Annotated in this window: 21 protein-coding genes and 1 CRISPR repeat array; of the genes, 10 read left to right on the plus strand and 11 right to left on the minus strand. The window is 70.2% G+C overall.

Features of this window, described 5'->3' with window-relative positions; translation table 11 throughout:
* Positions 1 to 60: 60 nt before the first annotated feature.
* From ACGF2Y_RS17480 to ACGF2Y_RS17505, 6 genes are all read right to left on the minus strand, one after another.
* Positions 61 to 408: a VOC family protein gene (locus ACGF2Y_RS17480; protein ID WP_392947846.1), complete on the minus strand. Its 348-nt coding sequence runs from the start codon at positions 406 to 408 to the stop codon at positions 61 to 63.
* A 355-nt stretch (positions 409 to 763) separates the two neighbouring features.
* Positions 764 to 1306: an NUDIX hydrolase gene (locus ACGF2Y_RS17485; RefSeq protein WP_392947848.1), complete on the minus strand. Its 543-nt coding sequence runs from the start codon at positions 1304 to 1306 to the stop codon at positions 764 to 766.
* 4 nt (positions 1307 to 1310) lie between these two features.
* Complete coding sequence (locus ACGF2Y_RS17490) at positions 1311 to 2432, minus strand: adenosylhomocysteinase (protein WP_392947851.1); 1122 nt, start codon at positions 2430 to 2432, stop codon at positions 1311 to 1313.
* Between the two features lie 189 nt (positions 2433 to 2621).
* Entirely contained in the window at positions 2622 to 3011 is a 390-nt protein-coding gene (locus tag ACGF2Y_RS17495; protein WP_392947854.1) for a hypothetical protein, read from the minus strand.
* 279 nt (positions 3012 to 3290) lie between these two features.
* Positions 3291 to 3500: a DUF397 domain-containing protein gene (locus ACGF2Y_RS17500; RefSeq protein WP_392947857.1), complete on the minus strand. Its 210-nt coding sequence runs from the start codon at positions 3498 to 3500 to the stop codon at positions 3291 to 3293.
* On the minus strand, positions 3497 to 4336 hold the full coding sequence (locus tag ACGF2Y_RS17505; protein ID WP_392947860.1) for a Scr1 family TA system antitoxin-like transcriptional regulator: 840 nt from the start codon (positions 4334 to 4336) through the stop codon (positions 3497 to 3499). Before ACGF2Y_RS17505 ends, ACGF2Y_RS17500 begins: the two co-directional genes overlap by 4 nt.
* Positions 4337 to 4441: 105 nt before the next feature.
* Between ACGF2Y_RS17505 and ACGF2Y_RS17510 the strand changes: the two genes are divergently transcribed.
* Genes ACGF2Y_RS17510 through ACGF2Y_RS17530 form a run of 5 tightly spaced genes read left to right on the plus strand, consistent with a single transcriptional unit; the run spans position 4442 to position 6284 of the window.
* Positions 4442 to 4711: a hypothetical protein gene (locus tag ACGF2Y_RS17510; protein WP_392947862.1), complete on the plus strand. Its 270-nt coding sequence runs from the start codon at positions 4442 to 4444 to the stop codon at positions 4709 to 4711.
* A complete protein-coding gene (locus ACGF2Y_RS17515; RefSeq protein ID WP_392947865.1) occupies positions 4708 to 5043 on the plus strand; it encodes a hypothetical protein in 336 nt (111 codons plus the stop codon). Before ACGF2Y_RS17510 ends, ACGF2Y_RS17515 begins: the two co-directional genes overlap by 4 nt.
* Entirely contained in the window at positions 5040 to 5417 is a 378-nt protein-coding gene (locus ACGF2Y_RS17520) for a hypothetical protein (RefSeq protein ID WP_392947868.1), read from the plus strand. The genes ACGF2Y_RS17515 and ACGF2Y_RS17520 overlap by 4 nt, the downstream gene beginning before the upstream one ends.
* A 43-nt stretch (positions 5418 to 5460) precedes the next feature.
* Positions 5461 to 5859, plus strand: a complete 399-nt coding sequence (locus tag ACGF2Y_RS17525) for a hypothetical protein (protein WP_392947870.1) — start codon at positions 5461 to 5463, stop codon at positions 5857 to 5859.
* A gap of 14 nt (positions 5860 to 5873) precedes the next feature.
* The gene (locus tag ACGF2Y_RS17530) at positions 5874 to 6284 is read left to right on the plus strand and encodes a hypothetical protein (protein ID WP_392947873.1); all 411 of its coding nucleotides are present in this window, start codon (positions 5874 to 5876) and stop codon (positions 6282 to 6284) included.
* A 48-nt stretch (positions 6285 to 6332) separates the two neighbouring features.
* A CRISPR array of direct repeats spans positions 6333 to 7582; the repeat unit is 29 nt; unit sequence GGGACCACCCCCGCACGCGCGGGGAAGAC.
* A 286-nt stretch (positions 7583 to 7868) separates the two neighbouring features.
* Here ACGF2Y_RS17530 and ACGF2Y_RS17535 read toward each other — a convergent pair.
* From ACGF2Y_RS17535 to ACGF2Y_RS17550, 4 genes are all read right to left on the minus strand, one after another.
* Positions 7869 to 9293, minus strand: a complete 1425-nt coding sequence (locus ACGF2Y_RS17535; RefSeq protein WP_392947874.1) for a GH1 family beta-glucosidase — start codon at positions 9291 to 9293, stop codon at positions 7869 to 7871.
* A 90-nt stretch (positions 9294 to 9383) separates the two neighbouring features.
* Entirely contained in the window at positions 9384 to 10301 is a 918-nt protein-coding gene (locus tag ACGF2Y_RS17540) for a carbohydrate ABC transporter permease (RefSeq protein ID WP_392947877.1), read from the minus strand.
* Positions 10298 to 11278, minus strand: coding sequence for a carbohydrate ABC transporter permease (locus tag ACGF2Y_RS17545; protein WP_392947880.1), 981 nt, complete (start codon positions 11276 to 11278; stop codon positions 10298 to 10300). The genes ACGF2Y_RS17540 and ACGF2Y_RS17545 overlap by 4 nt, the downstream gene beginning before the upstream one ends.
* Positions 11279 to 11513: 235 nt before the next feature.
* Positions 11514 to 12818, minus strand: coding sequence for an ABC transporter substrate-binding protein (locus ACGF2Y_RS17550; RefSeq protein WP_392947882.1), 1305 nt, complete (start codon positions 12816 to 12818; stop codon positions 11514 to 11516).
* 235 nt (positions 12819 to 13053) lie between these two features.
* Between ACGF2Y_RS17550 and ACGF2Y_RS17555 the strand changes: the two genes are divergently transcribed.
* Positions 13054 to 15861: a glycosyl hydrolase gene (locus ACGF2Y_RS17555; RefSeq protein WP_392947885.1), complete on the plus strand. Its 2808-nt coding sequence runs from the start codon at positions 13054 to 13056 to the stop codon at positions 15859 to 15861.
* A gap of 169 nt (positions 15862 to 16030) precedes the next feature.
* On the opposite strand, the gene ACGF2Y_RS17560 is transcribed toward ACGF2Y_RS17555, so the two are convergent.
* Complete coding sequence (locus tag ACGF2Y_RS17560) at positions 16031 to 17074, minus strand: LacI family DNA-binding transcriptional regulator (RefSeq protein ID WP_392947887.1); 1044 nt, start codon at positions 17072 to 17074, stop codon at positions 16031 to 16033.
* A gap of 284 nt (positions 17075 to 17358) precedes the next feature.
* Between ACGF2Y_RS17560 and ACGF2Y_RS17565 the strand changes: the two genes are divergently transcribed.
* From ACGF2Y_RS17565 to ACGF2Y_RS17580, 4 genes are all read left to right on the plus strand, one after another.
* Positions 17359 to 17601, plus strand: a complete 243-nt coding sequence (locus ACGF2Y_RS17565; protein ID WP_392947890.1) for a hypothetical protein — start codon at positions 17359 to 17361, stop codon at positions 17599 to 17601.
* On the plus strand, positions 17591 to 17827 hold the full coding sequence (locus ACGF2Y_RS17570) for a hypothetical protein (RefSeq protein ID WP_392947892.1): 237 nt from the start codon (positions 17591 to 17593) through the stop codon (positions 17825 to 17827). Before ACGF2Y_RS17565 ends, ACGF2Y_RS17570 begins: the two co-directional genes overlap by 11 nt.
* 234 nt (positions 17828 to 18061) lie before the next feature.
* Positions 18062 to 18769: a DUF6585 family protein gene (locus ACGF2Y_RS17575; RefSeq protein WP_392947895.1), complete on the plus strand. Its 708-nt coding sequence runs from the start codon at positions 18062 to 18064 to the stop codon at positions 18767 to 18769.
* Between the two features lie 10 nt (positions 18770 to 18779).
* Complete coding sequence (locus tag ACGF2Y_RS17580) at positions 18780 to 21272, plus strand: bifunctional serine/threonine protein kinase/MFS transporter (protein ID WP_392947898.1); 2493 nt, start codon at positions 18780 to 18782, stop codon at positions 21270 to 21272.
* The last annotated feature ends 15 nt before the right edge of the window (positions 21273 to 21287 follow it).

A 21287-nucleotide genomic window follows, 5' to 3' on the forward strand; every position in this document is an offset into this window, starting at 1 on the left:
TGCTGGTCGGACACAGCCACGAGTGGTGGTGACCGTGCGGAGGCGGCGTCAGAGGCGGCGTCAGAGGTGGCCCAGCACGTTGATCACGCGGCCGTTGGGGTCACGGACGAAGAACCGCCGCACGCCCCACTCTTCATCCTGCAGAGGGTGGACGATCTCCGCACCGCTGCCCTGCATGGCTGCATGGACCGCATCGACGTCGTCCACTTCGACACTCATGTCCGGGGTGACCGGCGCGGTCTTGTCGCCGGTCATCAAACTCACCTGTGCCGTCGGACTGGACGCGGAGGCGAGCGTCATGATCCAGCCGTGGTTCATGACCTCCTCGAAGCCCAGCAGGCCATAGAAATCCCGGCTCTCGTGCACAGCCTCTGACCGGATGTTGGGGACGACACGGCGAACAGACATCGACGACTCCAGGTGAGAACAGACATGCCTTCGAGACTCTCCACAAGTACTACGGCACACACGCTGCTGTTGCCGCCACCGCCGCAGCGGCACGCACTTGCGTAAGAGCTTCCGGTGATCCGGTGAAGGGCCGGTGGCGGTGGGACCCGCTGCGCCCGACGGTCAGGCAGTGTCGAGCTTTCCGGCCCGCACGCCGGCGACAAAGGTGGAGTGAAGAGTGGCACGTCTTCACAGTGCCGCAGCGGGGCACGTACGTCCGGGATCGCAGTATGGGCGAGGACTGGAGGGCACGCGGCCCTGCCTGTCCGGCGACGGGGGGGGGAGACACGGGCAGGCGAGGCCGACTGTGGATTACCTAGCGGAGCGCGGCGGCGACCCGTGAGCGCAGAACTTCGTCAGCGATCGTGTCCACGCTGCGCCACGCGTACCCGCTCACCTCCTCCTCTTGCAGCTTCACGGCCTGGTCGCCGCTCGCGCGGAAGAGGTAACGGAAGTCCGCGTGCCAGTGGGCGCCCTCGCCCTTGCTTTCGTTGGCGGGGATGGGGTGCACGTCGATGTGGACGGGCGTCGCCTGCATGGGGGAGATGCTGAGCGTAATTCCCGTTTCCTCGATCAGCTCACGCATTGCCGCGCCCATGAGGTTCACGTCCTCGGGTTCCAGGTGCCCGCCGAGGGTCAGCCACTTGTCGAGCGCCACGTGATGGATGAACAGCGCTTCCCCCTGGTTGTTGACGAGCACCGCTCCGGCGGTCACGTGCCCACGGAACTCCTTCCGGCTCGTCACGTCGGCGCCCTGGTCCAGCAGCTCACCGAGCGGGGCAAGCGCGCGTTTGTCCTCGGGGTGCGCGTCGGCGTACTCGGCGACGCTTGTACGGATGTGGTCTGCCGTGATGGGCATTCGATCACCTGTTGTAGTAGTGGAGCCAGGCAGCCGCGATGGCTTCCCGGTCGGTGGTGGGCACCTCATGCATAGCGCTGTCCAGGTCCCCACGGGCGAGTCTGGCGGCGCCCGCCAAGAGTTCGCCCTGAACGAGCGCGATGAACGGTCCAACGCTCGCGCCATGGATGAAGTTGACCGCCTCGCCGCCGTTCAGCAGATAGAAGTAGTGCCCCCGCGTGCTGTAGCAGGTGACGTGCTCGCCGGCGCTGTCGCGGGCGTAGCCCGAGGGCAGCCCACTCAACTCCAGCTCGTCTTCCGAGCTGGTCACGGTAGCGACGTAGGCGCCGTTCTTGAGCTGCGAGAAGTCCTCGCCTCGCAGGGACAGTTGGCCTGTCGCGCACAGCACGAGACCCGCCGTCGCTATGGCCTGGTCGCGGTCTCGGGCCACCTCGAACCCCTGCGACATGGCTTGTGCCCGCCGCACGGGGTTCACGTCGTAGACGATGACGCGAACACCCTTGACGTGCAGCAGGCGGGCAATCGAGCTTCCCAGCTTGCCGAAGCCGATCACCAGGGCGGGACGCCCGTGCAGGATGTCGTTCCGCTGCCGCAGCAGCGCTTCCGTGGAGAACACGACGGACTGTCCGACCAGGAAGTCTTCCGGCTCCTTGAGTGGCGAGCGAGCCACGCTGATCACGGGACACGGCAGCTTGTCCCGTTCGGCGTAGCGGCGGTGGCCGTTCTCGGTGTCCTCGACCACACCGAGGATCGTTCCCGAAAACCGCTCACAGATCGCGTTCAGCGCGGGAGCGAAGTAGCCGCCCACATCGAGTAAGACGAGCTGTTCACCGGCCGCTCTGTTCTCCAGGTAGCTCACGGCCGTGTCGGGGTCGCTGAACAGTTCTCGGGACAGCTCGTCGCACGGGTGCGCCCTTTCGATCTCGCGACGGGCGCTCGCGTGGATGGACTTGGGCTTGGGCAGGACCGCGCGGAGCTGCGTCACGTTGTCCACGGCCTCGACGAACGAGGGGCGATCGGGCAGGAGGTGGGTGATCAGCAGCGAGGACGGACGCTCGCTCGGGGCGAACGTCGCGGTGATCTTGCCGAAGAACGCGTCAAGTCTCGCGCGCTCGATGGTTTCCATTGGCGCTCCCTCTTCGGTCTGTAGTAGCTGCGGGCCCAGCCCGGTTGCCGGCTGTCCCCTGACCTGTGAGAAACCGGGCGGTTCACGTCCCGTCCGCACGGCATCAGCGGCAGCATCGAAGGGGCGGGGAGCCATGCCCGCCCCCGGCCGGACGGGACTACTGAGGACAGGGCATCACCGAGGGCGTGATCACTCGAACGCCTCGGCGGGCAGCGTGGGACCGTCCTCGGGCTCTTCATATTCCGACTCCGGGATGCGGTCCCCACTGCTCTCCGCGACCCTGAGCGCGTCTCGCAGGCACTCGGACAGGCGAAGGGCCGTGTACCTCACCTCGGAGTGGGGCGACTTGGGGTCGGACAGGACCCTGTCTGCCGACTCCAGGACGTTCGCACCCATCCCGAGCTGAACGGCTTCCATCTCGTCGGCGAGGCGGGACAGGGCACTGTTCGGTCCGCCGTCCGTGCTCAGATAGCACGACTTGCCGTCCCTGGCCCATGGGAGTAACCGGGGCGGTAGGCCTGCCGTCGCGTCGGCAAGACCCTGCCGCCGCCTCCGGTCACCCGCAGTTCTGTACGTCACGTCGGCCCCTCGGTCCGCTTGGTTGATATGGGGACCGTACGAGCGATGAGTGGGCCGAACCGCACGCACGGGATAGGACGATGGGCCCGGAGGCTGGAGCTTCGGGTTGGTCGCGGACTGTCCGGCGCGTGGGGACGACTCTCGTGGACGTTGTTCTGCTGGTCGACCGACGAAGAGGCCGCCCCCGCGCGCGCGTGGGGACGGCAGCTCGTGTCCTGCGGTCTCACAACGGGCTGGCCTCGGCCGGGAGACGGCGGTGGGACCCGCTGCGCCCGACGGTCAGGCTGCGTCGAGCTTTCCGGCCTGTACGCCGGCGACGAAGGTGGAGAACGCGTCGGCGGGGAAGCTCAGTACGGGGCCGCTGATGTTCTTCGAGTCGCGGACCGGGACGATGCCGCACGGGGCGGCGAGGTTGGCGGCGACCTCGACGCAGGCACCGCCGTTCGAGCTGTACGAGGACTTGAACCAACGAGGGGATTCGGTCGTCACGGAGTGCCCTTTCGCAACTGGCTGATCTTGGCCACAGACGCTGCCTTCGACAGCGCCTCGCCCTGGAGTTGATGGTAGGCCGTGAGCATGGGGACCACGAACGAAGTTTCGCGCTCGACATGCCCCTGCGCCTGTGATTCGGCATACGCGACGATGGAGCGGTCCGCAAGGGTGAGCAGGTAGACCGGCAGGTCGAACGCCCGTCGCGCGCCAAGGCTGAACGGTGCTACCTGGATGATCCAGTTGGGCAGCGCGGCCATCTCCTCCAGTCGTTGCAGCTGTGCGTCCATGACCTCCGGACCTCCGACAGCTTGGTATAGACAGCTCTCGTCCATGACGACGAAGACCATGGGCGGCCGGGACCGCACCAAGGCCGCTTGTCGCTGTGCCAGGAACGAGACGCGCTCATCGGCCTGTTCGACGGTGATGGATCCGCGCTCCACATCCCCGTAGGCCACGGCCCGAGCGTACTCCGGCGTCTGTAGCAGCCCCGGAATGAGGCCGACCTCGAACAGCCTGATCTCCACCGCCCGGCCCTCGTACCCGACGTACTCGGGGAAGCCCTCCAGCATCGAGCCGTTCCGCATCTCGGCCCACTCGCGCTCGAACGAGTCGGCCGTGCCGGTCGTACCAAATGCCTGGTCAGACTTACGCGAAAACCGCAGGGTTGGCGGTTTGCGGACAGTTTCCACGGCCGAAACATGCTGACTGGAGTACCCGATGCGCGGGGCCAGATCCTCCTGGCTCCACCCCCGCGTCTCCCGGAACCGCCGGACACGGGCGCCATAGGCCGCGTGCGGGCTGCTGCCCGGGTTCAGATCCTTGCGGTTGACCATGCTGAAACCCTCCCCTTCCTTCAATTTCGGTTAGTTGAAGGGTTCTTCACGCTAGGCCACGCTGAGGCCCCCCGGTAGTCAAACAGCTACGGAGAGGAGCGATAGGTGTACGACGAGAACGCGCGTCCGAATACCCCGGGGCCTCCTGGCCTCACTGTTCCCCCGGCTCTCGGAGCCCTCATGGTGGACACCAGCCGTGGAGACCGTGTCGGCGAGTTCCGTGGAGTCGCCGGCCTCTACTGGTCCCTCCGCCCTGTCGGCGGCGGTATCGAGTGGGAGGCCGAGCCCCGCCACGTACGCCCGGCGTTTCCCGTGGAGCAGCTTCGCGCCCGTACCGCGCGGGCCAACGCCCGGAGCCGGGGTGAGGTGTTGTGAGTTCGCCGACCCGGTTACGCGTAAGGCTCCTCCTCGCCCTCGGAGCTGCGGAGGTCCACCTGCGGCTCGGCCTCTCCGTCCTTCTGCGGCTTCGCCCGCGCGGCTTGCTGGCGGCGCTCACCGGGCGTCCGCCCGCACCCGAAGTCCCCTTCGCCGAACTCGTACGCATCGAGTCCGATCCTGTCTACCGAGCGTTGTTCTGCGCCGAGTTGAACTCGGCGATCGAGAGCCGGTACGCGGCGGGCGTAGCAGTTGTGGATGATGTCGAGGCTGCGGCAGACCGGCTGCGGAGCATCGTCCGCCTCCCCGACGCCGACGAGCGTGCCGCATGATGCGCGCAGGCTACGCAGCCGAGGTCACCGTGACGAACGGGCAGCGGTTCTCCTCGCTCGGCGGCGTCACCGTACGGAACCGGCGGCTGGCACTCCTGTGGCTGCGAGGGCAGGCGCTCCGCCTGGCCGACGGGCATGGGCACGCCGCCCCGGTCACCCCAACGCGACTGTCTGCCGCTGACGTGCGGCCGGTCCGCTTCCACGGCTCCGACGCCCCGCAGCGGCTACGGGCCTGGGCGACGGACGGCGAGCGGCAGGACCTCGCGATACGGGCTCTGGAATCGGGATTTCCCGTGCTGTTCACCGTAGTTGACCCCGTGATCGGGCTGAGCCTGACGCTCGCGGGGTGGCGCGGCTCGCTGCCCGACTCGTAGGTCCCGGCCGACAGAAATGACCGACGTGCTGCAATGCACCGCTGTGACCCGGGAACCTCCCGGTGATGTCCTGAGCGCCTTCGCCGCCGAGGACGGCGACTCCGACAGCCCGCCGAGCGGCGGCACCCAGAACCCCTTCCTCCTCTGCGAACTCGGTGAACACGACACCCGCACCGAGCACGCCGCCTTCCTCCGGGCGATCGAGCCCCCGAGCGCTGCCGCTCTGTGGTTCTTCTGGGCCGGCGATGGCCCGGACCGTGTCCACCGGGTGGACATCGTGCCGTGGTGTCCCGCAGTCCTCCGCCACCTGGGTACCGGCGTCGTGCGGCTGTGCGCGTTCTACGACCACCACGTCGCGCCCCACTCCTGGAGCGTGACGGACCCGCTCGGGGACTTGATCGCCGAGCGCATCACGTCCGGAGAGGGCCCCGACGATTCGTGAGGTCGACCACAGTCATGCTTCAGTGCACCGCTGTTGCCCTGCTGAAGCCCCCGGATTTCCTGTTCGCCGTGTCGGCCGTGTCGGTCCCCGGGAGCTGTCCGGAAGCCGGCCACGTGCTTTGCGAACTGGGAGAGGACCACGTCGACGATCACGCGACGATGCTGTGGGACGAGGGAGGGCGTCCCGGCAGCGCCGTATGGGTCCGGTGGAACACGGAATGTTCCGCCCGCCGCCTGGTGTCGTACTCGTGGTGCTCCGCGCGGGACGCGCGGAGAGAGGCGTGCGAGCTGTTCGCCGGACATCGGTCCGCGCACAGTTGGTCCGTCACGGACCCCACCGACGAGGCCATCACGCAGACCCTCGCGGCGCTGCATCCTCAACTCTTCCCCGAGTACCGGGACGGGGAGGGGCGGCCCGACCTCTGATCCGGGCGACGCGCGCCGGGCGGCTGTGGGGAGGCGTCTCCGGCGGGCGGGGGCAGCCCCGCATATGCGGGGAAGACCGGGCTCGGCCGTAGTACGTCAGACCGGAAGCGGGACCAACCCCGCACGCGCGAGGAAGACCACCAAGTTCCAGACGAACGACTACACGGCCCTGGAACCACCCCCGCACTCGCGGGGAAAACGCCGCGCGAAGGTCGTTGACGACGTACTTCGCGGGACCACCCCCGCACGCGCGGAGAAGACACCGGCGCCCACCGGCCCCATGCCCAGCACCACGGGACCACCCCGCACACGCGGGGAAGACGGGGGCAAGTTGTAGGGCAAGTTGTACGGCAAGGGACCACCCCCGCACGCGCGGGGAAGACTTCCTCATGCACCGCGCCGGTATCGCCAAGCGGGGACCACCCCCGCACGCGCGGGGAAGACCAGATCGACAAGCTGGGCGATGCGGTCAAGGAGGGACCACCCCCGCACGCGCGGGGAAGACCCGGACGGCAGCGGCCTGACCATCGTGGAACGGGGACCACCCCCGCACGCGCGGGGAAGACGTGAGGTAGCAGGTGCGGTAGGTCGGCCGGTCGGGACCACCCCCGCACGCGCGGGGAAGACGTCGGCAAAGTGGATCTCGACCTCTCCGACCCGGGACCACCCCCGCACGCGCGGGGAAGACTCCAGCACCCCGGCGTACAGGGCGGCAGGGTGGGGACCACCCCCGCACGCGCGGGGAAGACCCGAGGGGGTCGGTGGCCAGGACGTCCGCGCCGGGACCACCCCCGCACGCGCGGGGAAGACGGGGGGCAGACAGGGCGACCGATGCTGACGACGGGACCACCCCCGCACGCGCGGGGAAGACTTCATCTACCTCAGCCCCAAGGCGAAGGAGCTGGGACCACCCCCGCACGCGCGGGGAAGACGCGGGTAAGTGCCCCTGGTGCGGCCGGGGCCCGGGACCACCCCCGCACGCGCGGGGAAGACGTGCGGACGTACGCGGGCTTCACGGTGATGCGGGGACCACCCCCGCACGCGCGGGGAAGACGGGACGCGTCAGGGACGGGCGACTCAGGGTGCGGGACCACCCCCGCACGCGCGGGGAAGACGACCCGCTCGCCCGCAAGCCCCTGGCCGGGCTGGGACCACCCCCGCACGCGCGGGGAAGACTGGCCCGGCAGACCGTGCGGGAGGCCATCGGCGGGACCACCCCCGCACGCGCGGGGAAGACTGCGACTGGTCCTGGGCGCTGACCTGTGCGTAGGGACCACCCCCGCACGCGCGGGGAAGACAGTTCGTGACCTGCAGTTTTATGCAGCCGTAAGGCTGTTTTCCTTCACTTCCCGAGAAACGGGCATATCGCCCCTCCTCTCCCCTGGCGGCCCCGACGCAAGCCGCACAGCTCCATTGTGCCGACTCCAGGCGCACCGCTCCGCCGTATTGGGCCGTTTCGGGCGCGCAGTGGTCCGGCCACCACCCTGCCCGCACGAACGCCCCCGCGCCGGACCTGCGTCTCTCCGTCGTCCGTTAGCCGATGACGGGCGACCGGTGATCAGCAATCAGCCGCCCCGCCCCGCTTCAGCGCTCCAGGCCGCCCCGCGCGATCACCTCCGCGTACCACCGCGCGCTGTCCTTCGCCGTGCGGCGCTGCGACGCGAAGTCGACGTGGACGATGCCGAACCGCTTGCCGTAGCCGTACGCCCACTCGAAGTTGTCCAGCAGCGACCACAGGAAGTACCCCCGTACGTCCACCCCGTCCGTGATCGCCCGGTGCACGGCCGCCAGGTGGGCGTCCAGGTACGCCACCCGCTCCGGGTCGTGGACCTTCCCCTCCGGGTCGGCGTAGTCGTCGTACGCGGCCCCGTTCTCCGTCACCAGCAGGGGCAGGGAGGGGAGTTCGTCGCGGAGGCGGGTCAGGAGTTCGTACAGGCCGTTGGCGTCCACCGGCCAGTCCATCGCCGTGCGCGGGCCCTCCGCCGGGGTGAACGCCACATGTTCCTCCGCACCCGCCCACGGAGAGGGGGACTCGGACCTCCCCGCCGAAACCACGCTGGGGGAGTAGTAGTTGATGCCCAGCGAGTCGATCGGGGTCGACGTGACTTCCAGGTCGCCTTCCCTCACGAACGACCAGTCCGTCACCGCCGCCGTGTCCTCCACCAGGTCCTGCGGCAGCCGGCCGTGGAAAACCGGGTCCAGGAAGATCCGGTTCGCCACCGCGTCGATCCGGCGCACCGCGTCCCGGTCCGCATCCGTGTCCGTCAGCGGGCGCAGCGCGTGGAGGTTCAGGGTCAACGAGATCTCAGCCGTCGACGGCAGGCGCTCGCGCAGGACCCTCGCGCCCGCGCCGTGCGCGAGGTTCAGGTGGTGGGCGGCGCGCAGGGCCGCGAGGTCGCTGGTCCGGCCAGGGGCGTGGACCCCGTTCCCGTACCCGAGAAACGCCGCGCACCAGGGCTCGTTGAGCGTCGTCCAGGTCGGCACCCGGTCGCCCAGTGCCCCCGCCACCAGGTCCGCGTACTCCGCGAACCGGTGCGCGGTGTCCCGCTCCGGCCAGCCGCCCGCGTCCTCCAGCTCCTGCGGGAGGTCCCAGTGGTAGAGCGTGGCGACCGGCCTGATCCCGGCCGCCAGCAGCTCGTCCACCAGGCGGCGGTAGAAGTCCAGGCCGCGCTCCACGGCCGGGCCCCGGCCGGTCGGCTGGACCCGGGGCCAGGAGACGGAGAACCGGTAGTCGGTGACGCCGAGTTCCTTCATCAGGCGTACGTCGTCCGGCATCCGGTGCAGGTGGTCGGCGGCGATGTCACCCGTATCGCCGTTGCGCACCTTGCCGGGCGTCCGGCTGAAGGTGTCCCAGATGGACGGCGTACGGCCGCCCTCGGTCGCCCCGCCCTCGATCTGGTAGGCGGCCGTGGCCGTCCCCCAGCGGAATGCGGTGGGGAAGCGGAGCCCACCCACGGTCTCGGGGCGGGGACCCGCGGAGGTCGCCGGACGGGCATCGACAGCGGTCATGAGACGGAACTCCAGAGTGAGGGAGGAGGGGGTGAGCAGGGGAGCAGGAGGGGTAAGGAAGCGGGAGGGGTAGAAGGGGAGGGTGCTGCCTCAGCCCTTGACCGCCCCCTGCATGATGCCGCCGACGATCTGCCGGCCCAGCAGGCCGAAGACCAGCAGCACCGGCAGCGTGCCGAGCAGCGTGCCGGCCATGACCACCGACTGGTCGTTGACGTAACCGCCGCCGAGCTGCCGCAGCGCGACCTGCACGGTCGGCTCCTGCGAGGACAGCGCGATGATCGGCCAGAAGAAGTCGTTCCACGCCGTCATGAACGTGAGCATCCCCAGTACCGCCATCCCCGGCCGTGCGACCGGGATCACGATCGACCAGAAGATCCGGGCCGTCGACGCCCCGTCCACCCGGGCCGCCTCGATCAGTTCGTCCGGCAGCGACTGCACCAGGTACTGGCGCATGAAGAACACCCCGAACGCCGAGACCAGGCCCGGCAGGATCACCGCCTGGAGCTGGTTCACCCACTGGAGTTCGGCGATCAGCATGAACAGCGGGATCACGCCCAGCTGCGGCGGGATCATCATCGTCCCGATCGTCAGCGTCAGCAGCGCGCCCCGGCCACGGAACTTCAGCTTGGCGAAGGCGAATCCGGCCAGCGTGCAGCACAGGACCGTGCCGAGCGTGATCGAGCCGGACACGATCAGCGAGTTCAGCAGCGCCTTGCCGATGTCCGCCTCTTCGAGGACCGCGTCGAAGTTCTTGATCAGGTTCGGGCCCGGCAGCAGGCTGGGCGGCACCTTCGCCATGTCCGCGTTGGACCGGCTGGCCGCGACGATCGTCCAGTAGAAGGGGAACGCCGAGATCAGCAGCGCGAGGCCGAGGATGAGATAGGAGAGCCAGCCGCCCTTCATCGTCCGGCCCGCGCCGCCGCCCCCCTTTCGTATCCGCCGGCGGGGCGGGTCCTGCGGCGGGCGGCCCTTCCCGGGCGCGGTCGGCGGTGCGGCGAGCGCGGTCATCGGCCGGCCTCCTTGCGTGCGCGGCGGCGTACGAGCAGGGCGTTGGCCCCGACGAGCACCACGATCAGGACGAACATCACCCAGGCGATGGCCGCGGCCCGGCCCAGGTGGAAGAAGCCCCAGCCCTGTTCGTACATGTACAGGCCGAGGGTCTGGTACTGGTGCGAGATGCCGCCGGAGATCGACCCCTCGAACAGCAGCGGCTCACCGAAGAGCTGCGTCGCGCCGATCGTCGAGATGATCACCGTGAAGACGATCGTGGGGCGGAGACCGGGCAGGGTCACATGGATGAACTGGCTCCAGCGCGACGCCCCGTCCATCTCCGCTGCCTCGTACAGCTCGTGCGGGATCGACTGCATCCCCGCCAGGTAGATCAGCGCGTTGTACCCGGTCCACCGCCAGACCACGATGCTGGAGACCGCGATCTGCGAGGCGACCGTGCCGGTCTGCCAGTCCACCGGGTCGAAGCCGGCCAGCCCGATCACGTAGTTGATCAGCCCGAAGTCCCGGCCGAAGAGCTGCGCGAAGACGAGCGTGGCCGCGGCGACGGACGTGGCGTACGGGAGCAGGATCGCGGTCCTGATGAACGTCCGGCCGCGGAGCTTGTAGTTGAGCAGGTGGGCGAGCCCCAGCGCCATCGCCAGCTGCGGGACCGTCGACAGCACGCCGATGGTGAACGTGTTGCGCAGCGAGATCCAGAAGTACTCGTCGGTGAACAGCGCCGTGTAGTTGGCGATGCCCCGCCACTCCATCTCGCCGCTCGTCTGGAGCTCGACCCGGTAGAGGGAGACGAACGCCGTGTAGAGGAGCGGGAAGAGCCCGAAGGCCAGGAAGAGCGTGAAGAAGGGGGCGATATAGGCGTACGGGGAGGCCTTGCGCCAGGTGCGCCGGAGGGCGGCGGACCGGCCGTCGTCGGGGCCGGGCCCGGGTCCGGCGGGGCTGCGGGGCCCGGCCTTCGCGGTGGCGGTGAGGGACACGGTGCGGCCCTTCGGGATCGGGAGCGGGAGCGCGAGTGCGAGTGCGAGTGCGAGCGGGAGCGGGAGCGGGAGCGGACCGGCCAGTAGGAGGGTTACGCGGACCGGCCGGCAGGAGGGTTACGCGGACCGGCCGGCAGGAGGGGTTACGAGGCCGGGGCCGGTCCATCCGCCGTGCGCGGGCGGACCGGCCCCTGGGAGCGAGGAAGGAAAGGGCGGGTGCGGGCGGTGAGCGGCGTCAGCCGATCACGTTGTCCACGCCCTTCTTCGCCGTCTGCCATGCCTCGTCCGACGACGTCCCCTTGCGCTCGACCTCGCTCAGCGCGTTCGTGATCTGCTGCATCACGTTCTGGTCGTGCACACCCAGCACCTGGACCGGGGACTCCTTGGCCGCGTCACCGAAGATCCGGCCGATGGGGGCGCCCGAGAAGTACTCGTCCTTCGCGTCCGCGATCGTCTCGATGGCACCGGTCGAGGACGGGAAGTTGCCCTGCTTCTGGAAGACCTTCGCCTGCTGCTCGGGGGCGGTCAGCCACTCGATGAGCGCGTACGCCTCCTTCTTGTGCTTGGCCGCGCGCGGGATGGAAAGGTACGAGCCGCCCCAGTTGCCCGCGCCGCCGGGCAGCTCGGCGATGTCCCACTTGCCCTTGCCCGCTTCGCCGGCCTGGCCCTTGACGTAGCCGAGCATCCAGGCCGGGCACGGGATCGTCGCGAACGAACCGGCCGCGAACGCCTGGTTCCACTGCGGGGACCACTGGTCGAGCTTGGCGCTCAGGCCCGCCTCAGCAGCCGTCACGGAGGCGTCCCAGGCCTCCTTGACCGCCGGGTTCTTCTCGTAGATCAGCTCGCCGGAGGCGTCGTAGTACCGCTCCTCCTCCTGGCCGATCATGATCCCGTAGAGCGAGCCGACGCTGTCCAGCCAGGCGCTCTTGGCGGGGGCCTTCTTCTTGTACTGCTTGCCCAGCTCCAGGTAGCCGTCCCAGGTGGCCCACTTCTTCGCGAGCTCCTCGCGGTCCGTGGGCAGCCCGGCCTCCTCGAAGAGGTCGGTGCGGTAGCACATCGCCTCGGGGCCGACGTCCGTGCCGAGGCCGAGGATCCTGCCGTCCTCGGTGGTCGCCGCCGACCACTTGGCCTCGGCGAACTCGTCCTTGAGCTTGTCGGCCCCGAACTCCTTCAGGTCCTGGAACTTGTCGGACTGCTGCTGGGTGACCGACGCGATGCGTCCCACCTCGACCCCCTGCACGTCCGCGAGACCGCCGCCACCCGCGAGCCGGGTCTGGAGCGACTTCCAGTAGTCCGCCTCGTCCTGGGTGTCGCTCTGCTTGATCGTCACGTCCGGGTTGAGCTTCTGGTACTCCTCGTACAGCCCGGCCTCCTTGAAGCCGAAGGACCCGAAGAGGTCGACGGTGAGTGTGACCTTCCCGCCCGCGCTGTCGGAGGAGTCCGACGAGTCGCCGGCCCCACAGGCGGCGAGGAGGGCCCCGGCGAGGACGACCGCGCCGAGGCGGGCGGTGGCTCTCTTGGCGGCTCGGGCGATGGGCATGGGAAGCCTCCCTTGGCTTCGGGATGAACCGAGCACTCTGAGAGCGCTCTCAGAACCTGCGTCTGGAGCGTCTCCCACCTCCCCCGCCCCGTCAAGACTCGAACGCATAACAGCTTGGGGTTACCCGCAGCACCCGCCCAACTGTCGTACGTGTGCGTTCTCTTGACACTTACGTTTCAGGAGTTTTACGTTCCTTGGCATCTGAGAGCGCTCTCGAAAGCGCTCCTCGCCCCCCATGATCGAGGTGCTGCTCGTGCGAACCTCCCTCCCCAGATTCGCCTCCAGACCCGCTGCGGCGACGCTCCTCGCCATCGCCGTGGCCGCCGTGGGCCTGGGCCCCGCCGCCACACCCGCTGCCGCCGCCACCGTGCCCGCCGGCGCCGGCAGCTATACCGACGCCCGCCCCGCCGGTACCTCGGGCCCGACCACCAACACCGGCGCGCCCGTCACCCCGAAGGTCACCGCCGCCGCGCGGAACAAGCCGGTCCCGACCAACGACTGGTGGTCCTCGCTCGCCTTCCAGCGGTACGGCGACAACCCGTACAGCACCCCCATGTACGGCCACCCGCTGACGTACCGGGCCAAGGCCTCCGGGCTGGAGGTCGGCTATCCGACCACGCCCGCGATCGTCGGCGACGGCCGGCAGTACGAGTACGCCCACCAGGCCGACCTGACCGTCGGACTCAGCGGCCTGAACTCACCCGACACCAAGGCCGACGCCTGGTCCGACTGGACCGTGACGCCCTACTGGGCGGACGGCTCCCGCACCTTCCGGGCCACCATCGGCCACGGCATGCCCTTCGTGTACGCCAAGGGCTCCGGCGGCGACGCCCGCGTCACGACCGCCTCCGCGCCCACGGTCTTCTCGGACGACGGCAACGTCCTCGGCATCACCGTCGCCGGGCACCACTACGCCCTCTTCGCGCCCACCGGCAGCGACTGGAACGTCTCCGGCTCGACGATCACCGCGGGCCTCGGCTCCAAGGACTACTTCTCGCTCGCCGTGCTGCCCTCCACGGACGCGCTCGCGACCTACCGGAAGTACGCCTTCAGCTTCGTCACCGGCTCCGAGGTGGCCTGGCAGTCCACCGGCGGCACGGTGAAGGCGACCTACAGCCTGAGAACCGAGGCCAAGGAGGGCACCGAACGCGGCACGCTCCAGGCCCTCTACCGCCACCAGTGGCTGCACACCACCGACGCGCTGACCCCGTACACCTACGTGTCGCCGCGCGGCACGATGAAGGTGCGCGAGTCCGCCTCCTTCTCCACCAGCCAGCGGAACAACGGCGTCGTGCCCGCGCTGCCCGCCTCCAGCGGCGTCGACAAGGCCCGGCTCATCGGCTATCTCAACGAGGTCGTGAACGCCTCCGACCCGTTCTCGGGGGCCTCGGACACCTACTGGACCGGCAAGGCGCTCGGCCGCCTCGCCCAGCTGGTGCCCGTCGCCGACCAGATCGGCGAGACCGCCACCCGCGACAGACTCCTCGGCCTGATGAAGGGCCGGCTCCAGGAGTGGTTCACGGCGGGCGGGGCCAGTGAGTTCAGCTACGACAAGGACTGGAAGACCCTCACCGGCTACCCGGCCTCGTACGGCAGCGACAGCGAGCTGAACGACCACCACTTCCACTACAGCTACTACGTCTACGCGGCGGCCATCATCGCCCAGTACGACCGGGCCTGGGCCGCCGACTCCGCCTGGGGCACGATGGTCGAGCACCTGATCCGCGACACCGCCAACCCCAGCCGCACCGACTCCGCCTACCCCTTCCTGCGCGGCTTCGACGTGTACGCGGGCCACAGCTGGGCCTCCGGCCACCAGGGCTTCGCGGCGGGCAACAACCAGGAGTCCTCCTCGGAGTCCGTCAACCTCAGCGCGGGACTCGTCCTCTGGGGCGCGGCCACCGGCGACACCGCCCTCCGCGACCTCGGCAGCTTCCTGCTGACGACGGAGTCGGAAGCCATCACGCAGTACTGGTTCGACGCCTCGCAGCAGGTCTTCCCCGCCTCCTTCGGCCACGACACGGTCGGCATGGTCTGGGGCAGCGGCGGCGCGTACGCCACCTGGTGGACCGCCAACCCGGAGGAGATCCACGGCATCAACGTCCTCCCGGTGACCGGTGGTTCACTCCACCTGGCCCGCGAGAAGGCGGCCGTCAAGCGGAACATCGCCGAGATGGAGCGTGAGAACGGCGGGCCCGCCCAGGAGTGGCGCGACCTGCTCTGGGAGTTCGAGTCGCTGGCGGACCCGGCGGCGGCGAAGGCCAAGTGGGACGGTGCGAACGGGAACTACGTGCCCGAGCAGGGAGAGTCCAAGGCCCACACCTACCACTGGATCAACACCCTGAACACGCTCGGCGCGCCCGACATGACCGTCAGCGGCGACCTGCCCACCTCGGCCGTCTTCGTCAAGGACGGCACCCGTACCTACACCGCCCACAACCACGGCTCGACCGCCCGTACGGTCACCTTCTCCGACGGCAGGACCCTGTCGGTGCCGGCCCGTTCGACGGCCACCGGCACCGGAGCCGGCGGCGGAGACCCGGACCCCGACCCGGACCCGCCCACCGGTAACACCTTCCGCCTCAAGACCGGCGGCGTTCTCACCACCGCCACCACCGACCCGGCGGGCGCGGACACCCTCGCCTCCGCCGACGGCGTCAACCGGGACGGCACCCCGTACCGCCCGGTCGTCTACGAGGCGAAGCAGGTCAACGGCAAGGTCGCCGCCGGCGCCGCCACGACGTTCCGCCTCCGGGTGGACGCGGGCGCCAAGGTCGGGCTCGCCCCGCAGGTCCGGGTCAGCTACGACCTGACCGGCGACGGCACGTTCGACCGCAGCGAGACCTTCCGCTACTTCGCGACCGACCCGGTCAACGGGTGGGAGGAGTACACGCAGGCGGTCGGCGCACAGGCGGTCACGGGCAGCCTGGGCGATCTCAGGGGCGGCACGGTCCGCCTGGAGATCTGGAACGCGCTCGGCGACGGCACGTCCCAGGTGCAGACGGGGACGGATGCGGCGGTGCTGAGGATCCCGTACGAGTAGGACCCCGTCGCCGGTGGGTCTGAACCGGCGCGGTACGTTCCCCGGCTCGGCAGCACGATGACGCGGCGGGTCTCCGGCTCCTGGGACCATCAGGCCATCAGGCCATCAGGCCATCAGGCCATCAGGCCATCAGGCCATCAGGCCATCAGGTTCTCTGGTCCTCTGGTCCTCAGGCGGAGGCCCGCCGTACCAGCGTGGTCGGGGTGATCACCGAGTCGGGTGCCGGGCCGCTGCCCGTACGGTCCCGGTCCAGGCGGCGCAGCAGCAGCCGGGCCATCAGCCGGCCCTGGCCCTCGATGTCCTGTTTCACCGTGGTCAGCGGCGGATCGGTCGTCCCGGCCACCGAGTCCATGTCGTCGAACCCGACGATCGCCACCTGCTCCGGCACGGCCACCCCGCGCTCCCGCAGGACGCGCAACGCACCCGACGCCATCAGGTCGTTCGCGACGAACACCGCGTCCAGGTCGGGCCGCCGCTCCAGCAGCTCCGCCATCGCCCGCGCCCCGCTCTCCACGGTGAACGCGCCCTCGGCGACCAGGGCGGGGTCCACGTCCAGCAGGACGTCCCGGTAGCCGTCCAGCCGGTCCACCGCCGAGGTCTGGTCGGGCGGTCCGCCGATGTGCGCGATCCGCTTCCGCCCGAGATCCTTCAGATACCGCACGGCCAGCCGCGCCCCGCCCCGGTTGTCCGCGTCCACATAGGGAACGGCCTGGTCGCCCGGGTCGGCGGTCCAGCCGGGCCGGCCCCCGTACACCGTGGGAATCCCCGCCCGCCGGGTGATCGCGGGCAGCGGGTCGTCGGTGTGCAGAGAGAAGGCGAGCGCCCCGTCGACGTGTCCGCCGGACAGATACCGCGCGATCCGGTCGAAGTCGCCGGGCCCCTCCACCAGGAGCAGGACGAGCTGGGTGTCGTGGGCGGTCAGTTCCTTGCTGATGCCCCGGATCTGCTGGGAGAAGAAGGGGTCGGAGAAGAACCGTATCTCCGGCTCGGCGATGACGACGGCCACCGCTCCCGTCCGCCGGGTCACCAGCGTCCTGGCCGCGTGGTTCGGGATGTAGCCCAGCTCATCGACCGCCCGGAGCACCTTGTCCACCAGCGGCTTGCGGACGCCTTCGCCCCCGTTGACGACCCGCGAGGCGGTGGCCCGGGACACCCCCGCGCGTGCCGCGACGGCTTCCAGGGTGGGCCGGGACCCGGGGGACTGCTCGGGCAAGGCGGTCGCTCCTCGTCGACGGGGGCGGCGATACGCGGGCCGGTGCGTGGGGATGCGCAGGGAGTGCGTGTGGTGCTGTGTGCGTGCTCGGTGTCGCCGCCGGATCGTCTACAGCCTAGCGCCGGGCGCCGACAACGCTGAGAGCGCTCCCAGGAGAGGGCCGGGGGCGGCCGCGACCATCGGTGGCGATGGAGCGGTTGCCGTAACTGCGCCTCTTCCGGGCCAACTGCGCGTTGGACACGCTGGGTATGCATGGCCATCACTCAGAGTGGAAGGTGTGCGGCATGGAAGCGATGGAGCGGCGCAGGGCGGCGGCGGACCGCGTACGGACGGCGGAGCACGCCGTGGAGCAGCTGAGGGAAGGGCTCGCGGAACGCGGAGTGAAGCTGCCGTCCCTGCGGATCGATCCGGTCTCGTGTGCGGGTGACGAACCGACGCCCCTGGTCGACCTGGGCCGTTGCAACATCGACACCGCGTTGCGGCTGTGCGAGGTGCTGGCGGAGAAGGAGAGCGGTCATGACGGGTGAGGTGGGTGAGCCGTGTACGCCCGAGCCGGGGTCGTTCGCGGTGGACGAGCGGGACGGGCGGGTCGGCCGGGTGGCGGGCCGGTCCGGACCGAACGTGCGGCTGCGGCCGCCCGGTGGCGGGCCGGAGTGGGACTGCCCGCCGGAGGCGGTGCGGCCGGCGTCGCCGGGTGTGGTGCTGCGGGCCCGGGTGACGGAGATCAACAGGCAGGGGCAGCTGCCGCGGTGAGGTGCGGGGGCCGGTGGGCCGTGGTCAGGTGCGCGAGGTGGTCAGGTGCGCGCGGCGGTCAGGTACGCGCGGTGGACCCGGCCTCTCCCCGGGGCCGGCCCCCCGCCGGCGGGGGCGTATGCGGCCCCGGAAGTCCGCCGCTTCTTCCCGGCAACTCCTGTCGGCAACTCCTACCGGCGCCTTGGATAGTTGTACTACCTTAGGGGCTCCGCAGCCTGCCGGGGGGACCGTCGCATGACCAAGGACCAGATCGAGCACATCCGTACCGAGCGTCCGTCCGAGTCCGCTGCCGCGCTCGCCGCCCGGCGCGGCCTGGGCGACTGGATCGATACGTTCGCGACGAAGCAGGGCTTCGGGTGGAAGAAGTGGCGGGACTGGCGGCTCTACTTCTTCACGGGCGGCCTGGTCATGACGGCGCCGACCGGCGTCACGGCCGCGTACGACTGGGGGACCGTGCGCGTCCTCCAGTACCGCAGGACCGTCAACGGCACTGCGTCGGATGCCTGTTCGACGCTGATCGACCCGGCGGGGAACGCTCTGAACATAGGGCTGGGCAGGCCCCCTCTCTTCCCGTCCGACAAGAAGGCTCTCGGGATCACCTCGTGGGAGAACGGCGCCTCGTTCCTCTATCCGTTCATCTGGGGCGAACACATCCAGGGGCGCGTCACCCACGCCCAGCTGGCCGGGACGATCGCGCGCATCCAGCAGGGGGAGTCGGTCGGCTTCGGCCCCTACACGGTCGACCGGGACGGCGTCTCGGACAAGAGGCGCTCGGCGACCTGGCCGGAGGTCATCGAAGTCGGCCTGCACAGCGGTTCCCTGGTCTTCAACGGTCCTCAGAGGAGGTCGAAGGCGCCGGAGCACGCGGATGTGTTCCGGATTCCCAACCTCGACCTCTTCATGAAGCTGTGCCGCCATCTCAGCCCCCATCTGAACGACTGATCCCGCCACCGTGGAACAGCTGACGGGGCAGGACCCCGCCCACATCGGCCCCTACCGTCTGATCGCCCGGCTCGGCGAGGGCGGAATGGGCCTGGTCTATCTCGGCCGGTCCGACCTCGGCCGCACGGTCGCGGTGAAGGTCGTGCAGGCCGAGCACGCCCAGCACCCCGAATTCCGCAGGCGGTTCGCCCGTGAGGTCGCCGCCGCCCGGCGGGTGGGCGGCGACTGGACGGCCGCCGTGCTCGACGCCGACACCGAGGCGGCGACGCCCTGGGTGGCTACCCAGTACATCCCGGGCCCGGACCTGACCACCGTGGTCGGCAGGGACTTCGGCCCGCTCCCCGAGCACTCGGTCCACACCCTGGCCAACCGCCTCGCCCTCGCCCTCCAGGCCGTACACGACGCCGGCCTGATCCACCGCGACCTCAAACCGTCGAACGTACTGGTGACGGTCGACGGCCCCCGCGTCATCGACTTCGGCATCGCACGGGCGCTGGACAGCGTCGGCGGCGACAGCCTCCTGACCCGCACCGGCATGCTGATCGGCTCCCCCGGTTTCATGTCGCCGGAACAGGTGAGGGGCCACGAACTCACTCCCGCCAACGACCTGTTCTGCCTCGGTGCGGTCCTCGTCCACGCCGCCACCGGACGCCTCCTCTTCGGCGCCACGGACACCGGGCTCAACGCGCACCTGTTCCGGATCGCCGAGGAAGAACCCGATCTGACCGGCGTACCGGACTCCCTGCTGGACCTCGTACGCGCCTGCCTGCACAAGGAACCGGCCCGGCGGCCCACCACGGCCCAGGTGATCGAGCGCACGGCGACGGACCGGCCCGGGGAGTGGCTGCCGGGTTCGGTGCTGGCGCAACTCGGGCGGAAGGCGGCGGAGCTGCTGGACTTCGCACCGGAGGTACGCGGTGCGCAGCCCGACCCGCGCGCGCGGGGTGCGCAGTCCGACCCGCGGGCACGGCCCGCTCACCCGGACGCCCGGCCCGAGCCGACCTCCTACCCCCTGCCGCCCGCCACGCCACCGCCCCCGCACGCTCCGAACCCGAACGCGGCCCCGAGCCCGTACGCCGCTCCGAACCCTTACGCGCCGACGGTCGCTCCGGCGGGCGACGGTGTCGCGCCGAACCCCCGGCGCTGGTGGGGCCTGGCGATGGCCACCTTCGCGCAACTGGTCGTGCTGGTCCACGCGGCGAGCACGCCCGCGCTGCTGTACTGGGCCGTCGAGGACCTGGAATTCGCCACCTACGACCTGGACCAGATCTACGTCGGCTATGCCCTGGCCTTCTGTTCGCTGCTGCTCGTCGGCGGGCACATCGCGGATCTCATCGGCCGCAGGGCGACGCTGCTCATCGGTCTGACCGGGTTCGCGGTGGCGGCCGTGGTCGGCGCCACGGCCGCCGGAGGCGACGCACTGGTCTGGAGCCTCGTCCTGCGGGGTGTCTTCGCCGCCCTGATCGCCCCGGCCTCGTTCGGCCTGGTCGCCGCCCAGTTCACCGGGCCGAAGGAACGCGGGAGGGCCTTCGGGATCTACTCCGCGGCCGGCCTCGGAGGTATCGCACTGGCCCTGATCATCGCCATGCCGCTCACCGATCTGCTGAACTGGCGCCTTTCCCTGTACGTCGTGGCCGGGCTCGCCCTCGTCGCCCTCACCGGCACCGCCGCCCTGGTCCGCGACCGGGGCGGCCGTACTCCGGCCCGCTTCGACGGACCCGGCGCGCTGCTGAGCACACTCGGGGTCGGGGCCGTCGTCTTCGGCCTGGCTCAGCTGGTGGGCGGATGGAGCGCCTGGGGAGAGCCTCTGATGGTTCCCGTCCTCGGCATCGTCCTGCTGGCCGCTTTCGCCTGGCAGCAGTCGAGGGCGGCGAGCCCGATCCTGCCGACGTACGCGACCAGGACCCGCGACAGCCTCGGCGCCTCGCTCACCCTGTTCCTGACCACGCTCGCGCTGACGCCCGTGGTCTCGTTCCTCGGGGAGTTCCTGAGATCCGTCTCCCTGTCGGCGTCGCTCGCCGCCTTCCTGGGCATGACGGGCGCGTTCCTCATCGGCTCCCTGGCCGTCTCGGCGCGGCTGCTGCCCCGCATCGGGCCCCGCGTCCTGCTCGTGCCGGGTCTGCTGCTCGCGGCGGTCGGGGTGCTGATCATCCAGTCGGCCCAGGAAGCCCTCTCCAGCACCATCCCCAGCATGGTCTGTATCGCCGTCGGCCTGGGCATGGCCGGTACGGTGCTCTACTCGGCCATCACCGACGGCGTCGCCGCGCACGACTCCGGCGGCCGGGGCGGTCTGGTCATGGTGAACCAGCACATGGGTGGTGAGCTCGCGTTCGCGCTGCTCGGCGGGGGGATGCTCCAGCTGTCGTTCAACAACCCCGCACTCTTCTACGGGTCGGCCGGGGTCCTGGCCGTCGCCGCCCTGCTCGGCGGGCTGCTGGTCAAGGGTCCGGCGAGGACCGCCGCCCCCGCCGAGCCCTGGTCGGCCCCGACCCTGCCGCGATGAGCACGGGGCCGGTCG

It is taken from the genome of Streptomyces sp. NPDC048142 (assembly GCF_043202835.1).
Lineage (GTDB): Bacteria > Actinomycetota > Actinomycetes > Streptomycetales > Streptomycetaceae > Streptomyces.

Bases quoted from the DNA above. Each gene is read 5' to 3' on its own strand.
- ACGF2Y_RS17570 (WP_392947892.1), top strand. From the start codon at position 17,591: ATGACGGGTGAGGTGGGTGAGCCGTGTACGCCCGAGCCGGGGTCGTTC.
- ACGF2Y_RS17540 (WP_392947877.1), bottom strand. From the start codon at position 10,301: ATGACCGCGCTCGCCGCACCGCCGACCGCGCCCGGGAAGGGCCGCCCG.
- ACGF2Y_RS17480 (WP_392947846.1), bottom strand. From the start codon at position 408: ATGTCTGTTCGCCGTGTCGTCCCCAACATCCGGTCAGAGGCTGTGCAC.
- ACGF2Y_RS17485 (WP_392947848.1), bottom strand. From the start codon at position 1,306: ATGCCCATCACGGCAGACCACATCCGTACAAGCGTCGCCGAGTACGCC.
- ACGF2Y_RS17550 (WP_392947882.1), bottom strand. From the start codon at position 12,818: ATGCCCATCGCCCGAGCCGCCAAGAGAGCCACCGCCCGCCTCGGCGCG.
- ACGF2Y_RS17535 (WP_392947874.1), bottom strand. From the start codon at position 9,293: ATGACCGCTGTCGATGCCCGTCCGGCGACCTCCGCGGGTCCCCGCCCC.
- ACGF2Y_RS17530 (WP_392947873.1), top strand. From the start codon at position 5,874: ATGCTTCAGTGCACCGCTGTTGCCCTGCTGAAGCCCCCGGATTTCCTG.
- ACGF2Y_RS17505 (WP_392947860.1), bottom strand. From the start codon at position 4,336: ATGGTCAACCGCAAGGATCTGAACCCGGGCAGCAGCCCGCACGCGGCC.
- ACGF2Y_RS17565 (WP_392947890.1), top strand. From the start codon at position 17,359: ATGGAAGCGATGGAGCGGCGCAGGGCGGCGGCGGACCGCGTACGGACG.
- ACGF2Y_RS17575 (WP_392947895.1), top strand. From the start codon at position 18,062: ATGACCAAGGACCAGATCGAGCACATCCGTACCGAGCGTCCGTCCGAG.
- ACGF2Y_RS17490 (WP_392947851.1), bottom strand. From the start codon at position 2,432: ATGGAAACCATCGAGCGCGCGAGACTTGACGCGTTCTTCGGCAAGATC.
- ACGF2Y_RS17555 (WP_392947885.1), top strand. From the start codon at position 13,054: ATGATCGAGGTGCTGCTCGTGCGAACCTCCCTCCCCAGATTCGCCTCC.
- ACGF2Y_RS17520 (WP_392947868.1), top strand. From the start codon at position 5,040: ATGATGCGCGCAGGCTACGCAGCCGAGGTCACCGTGACGAACGGGCAG.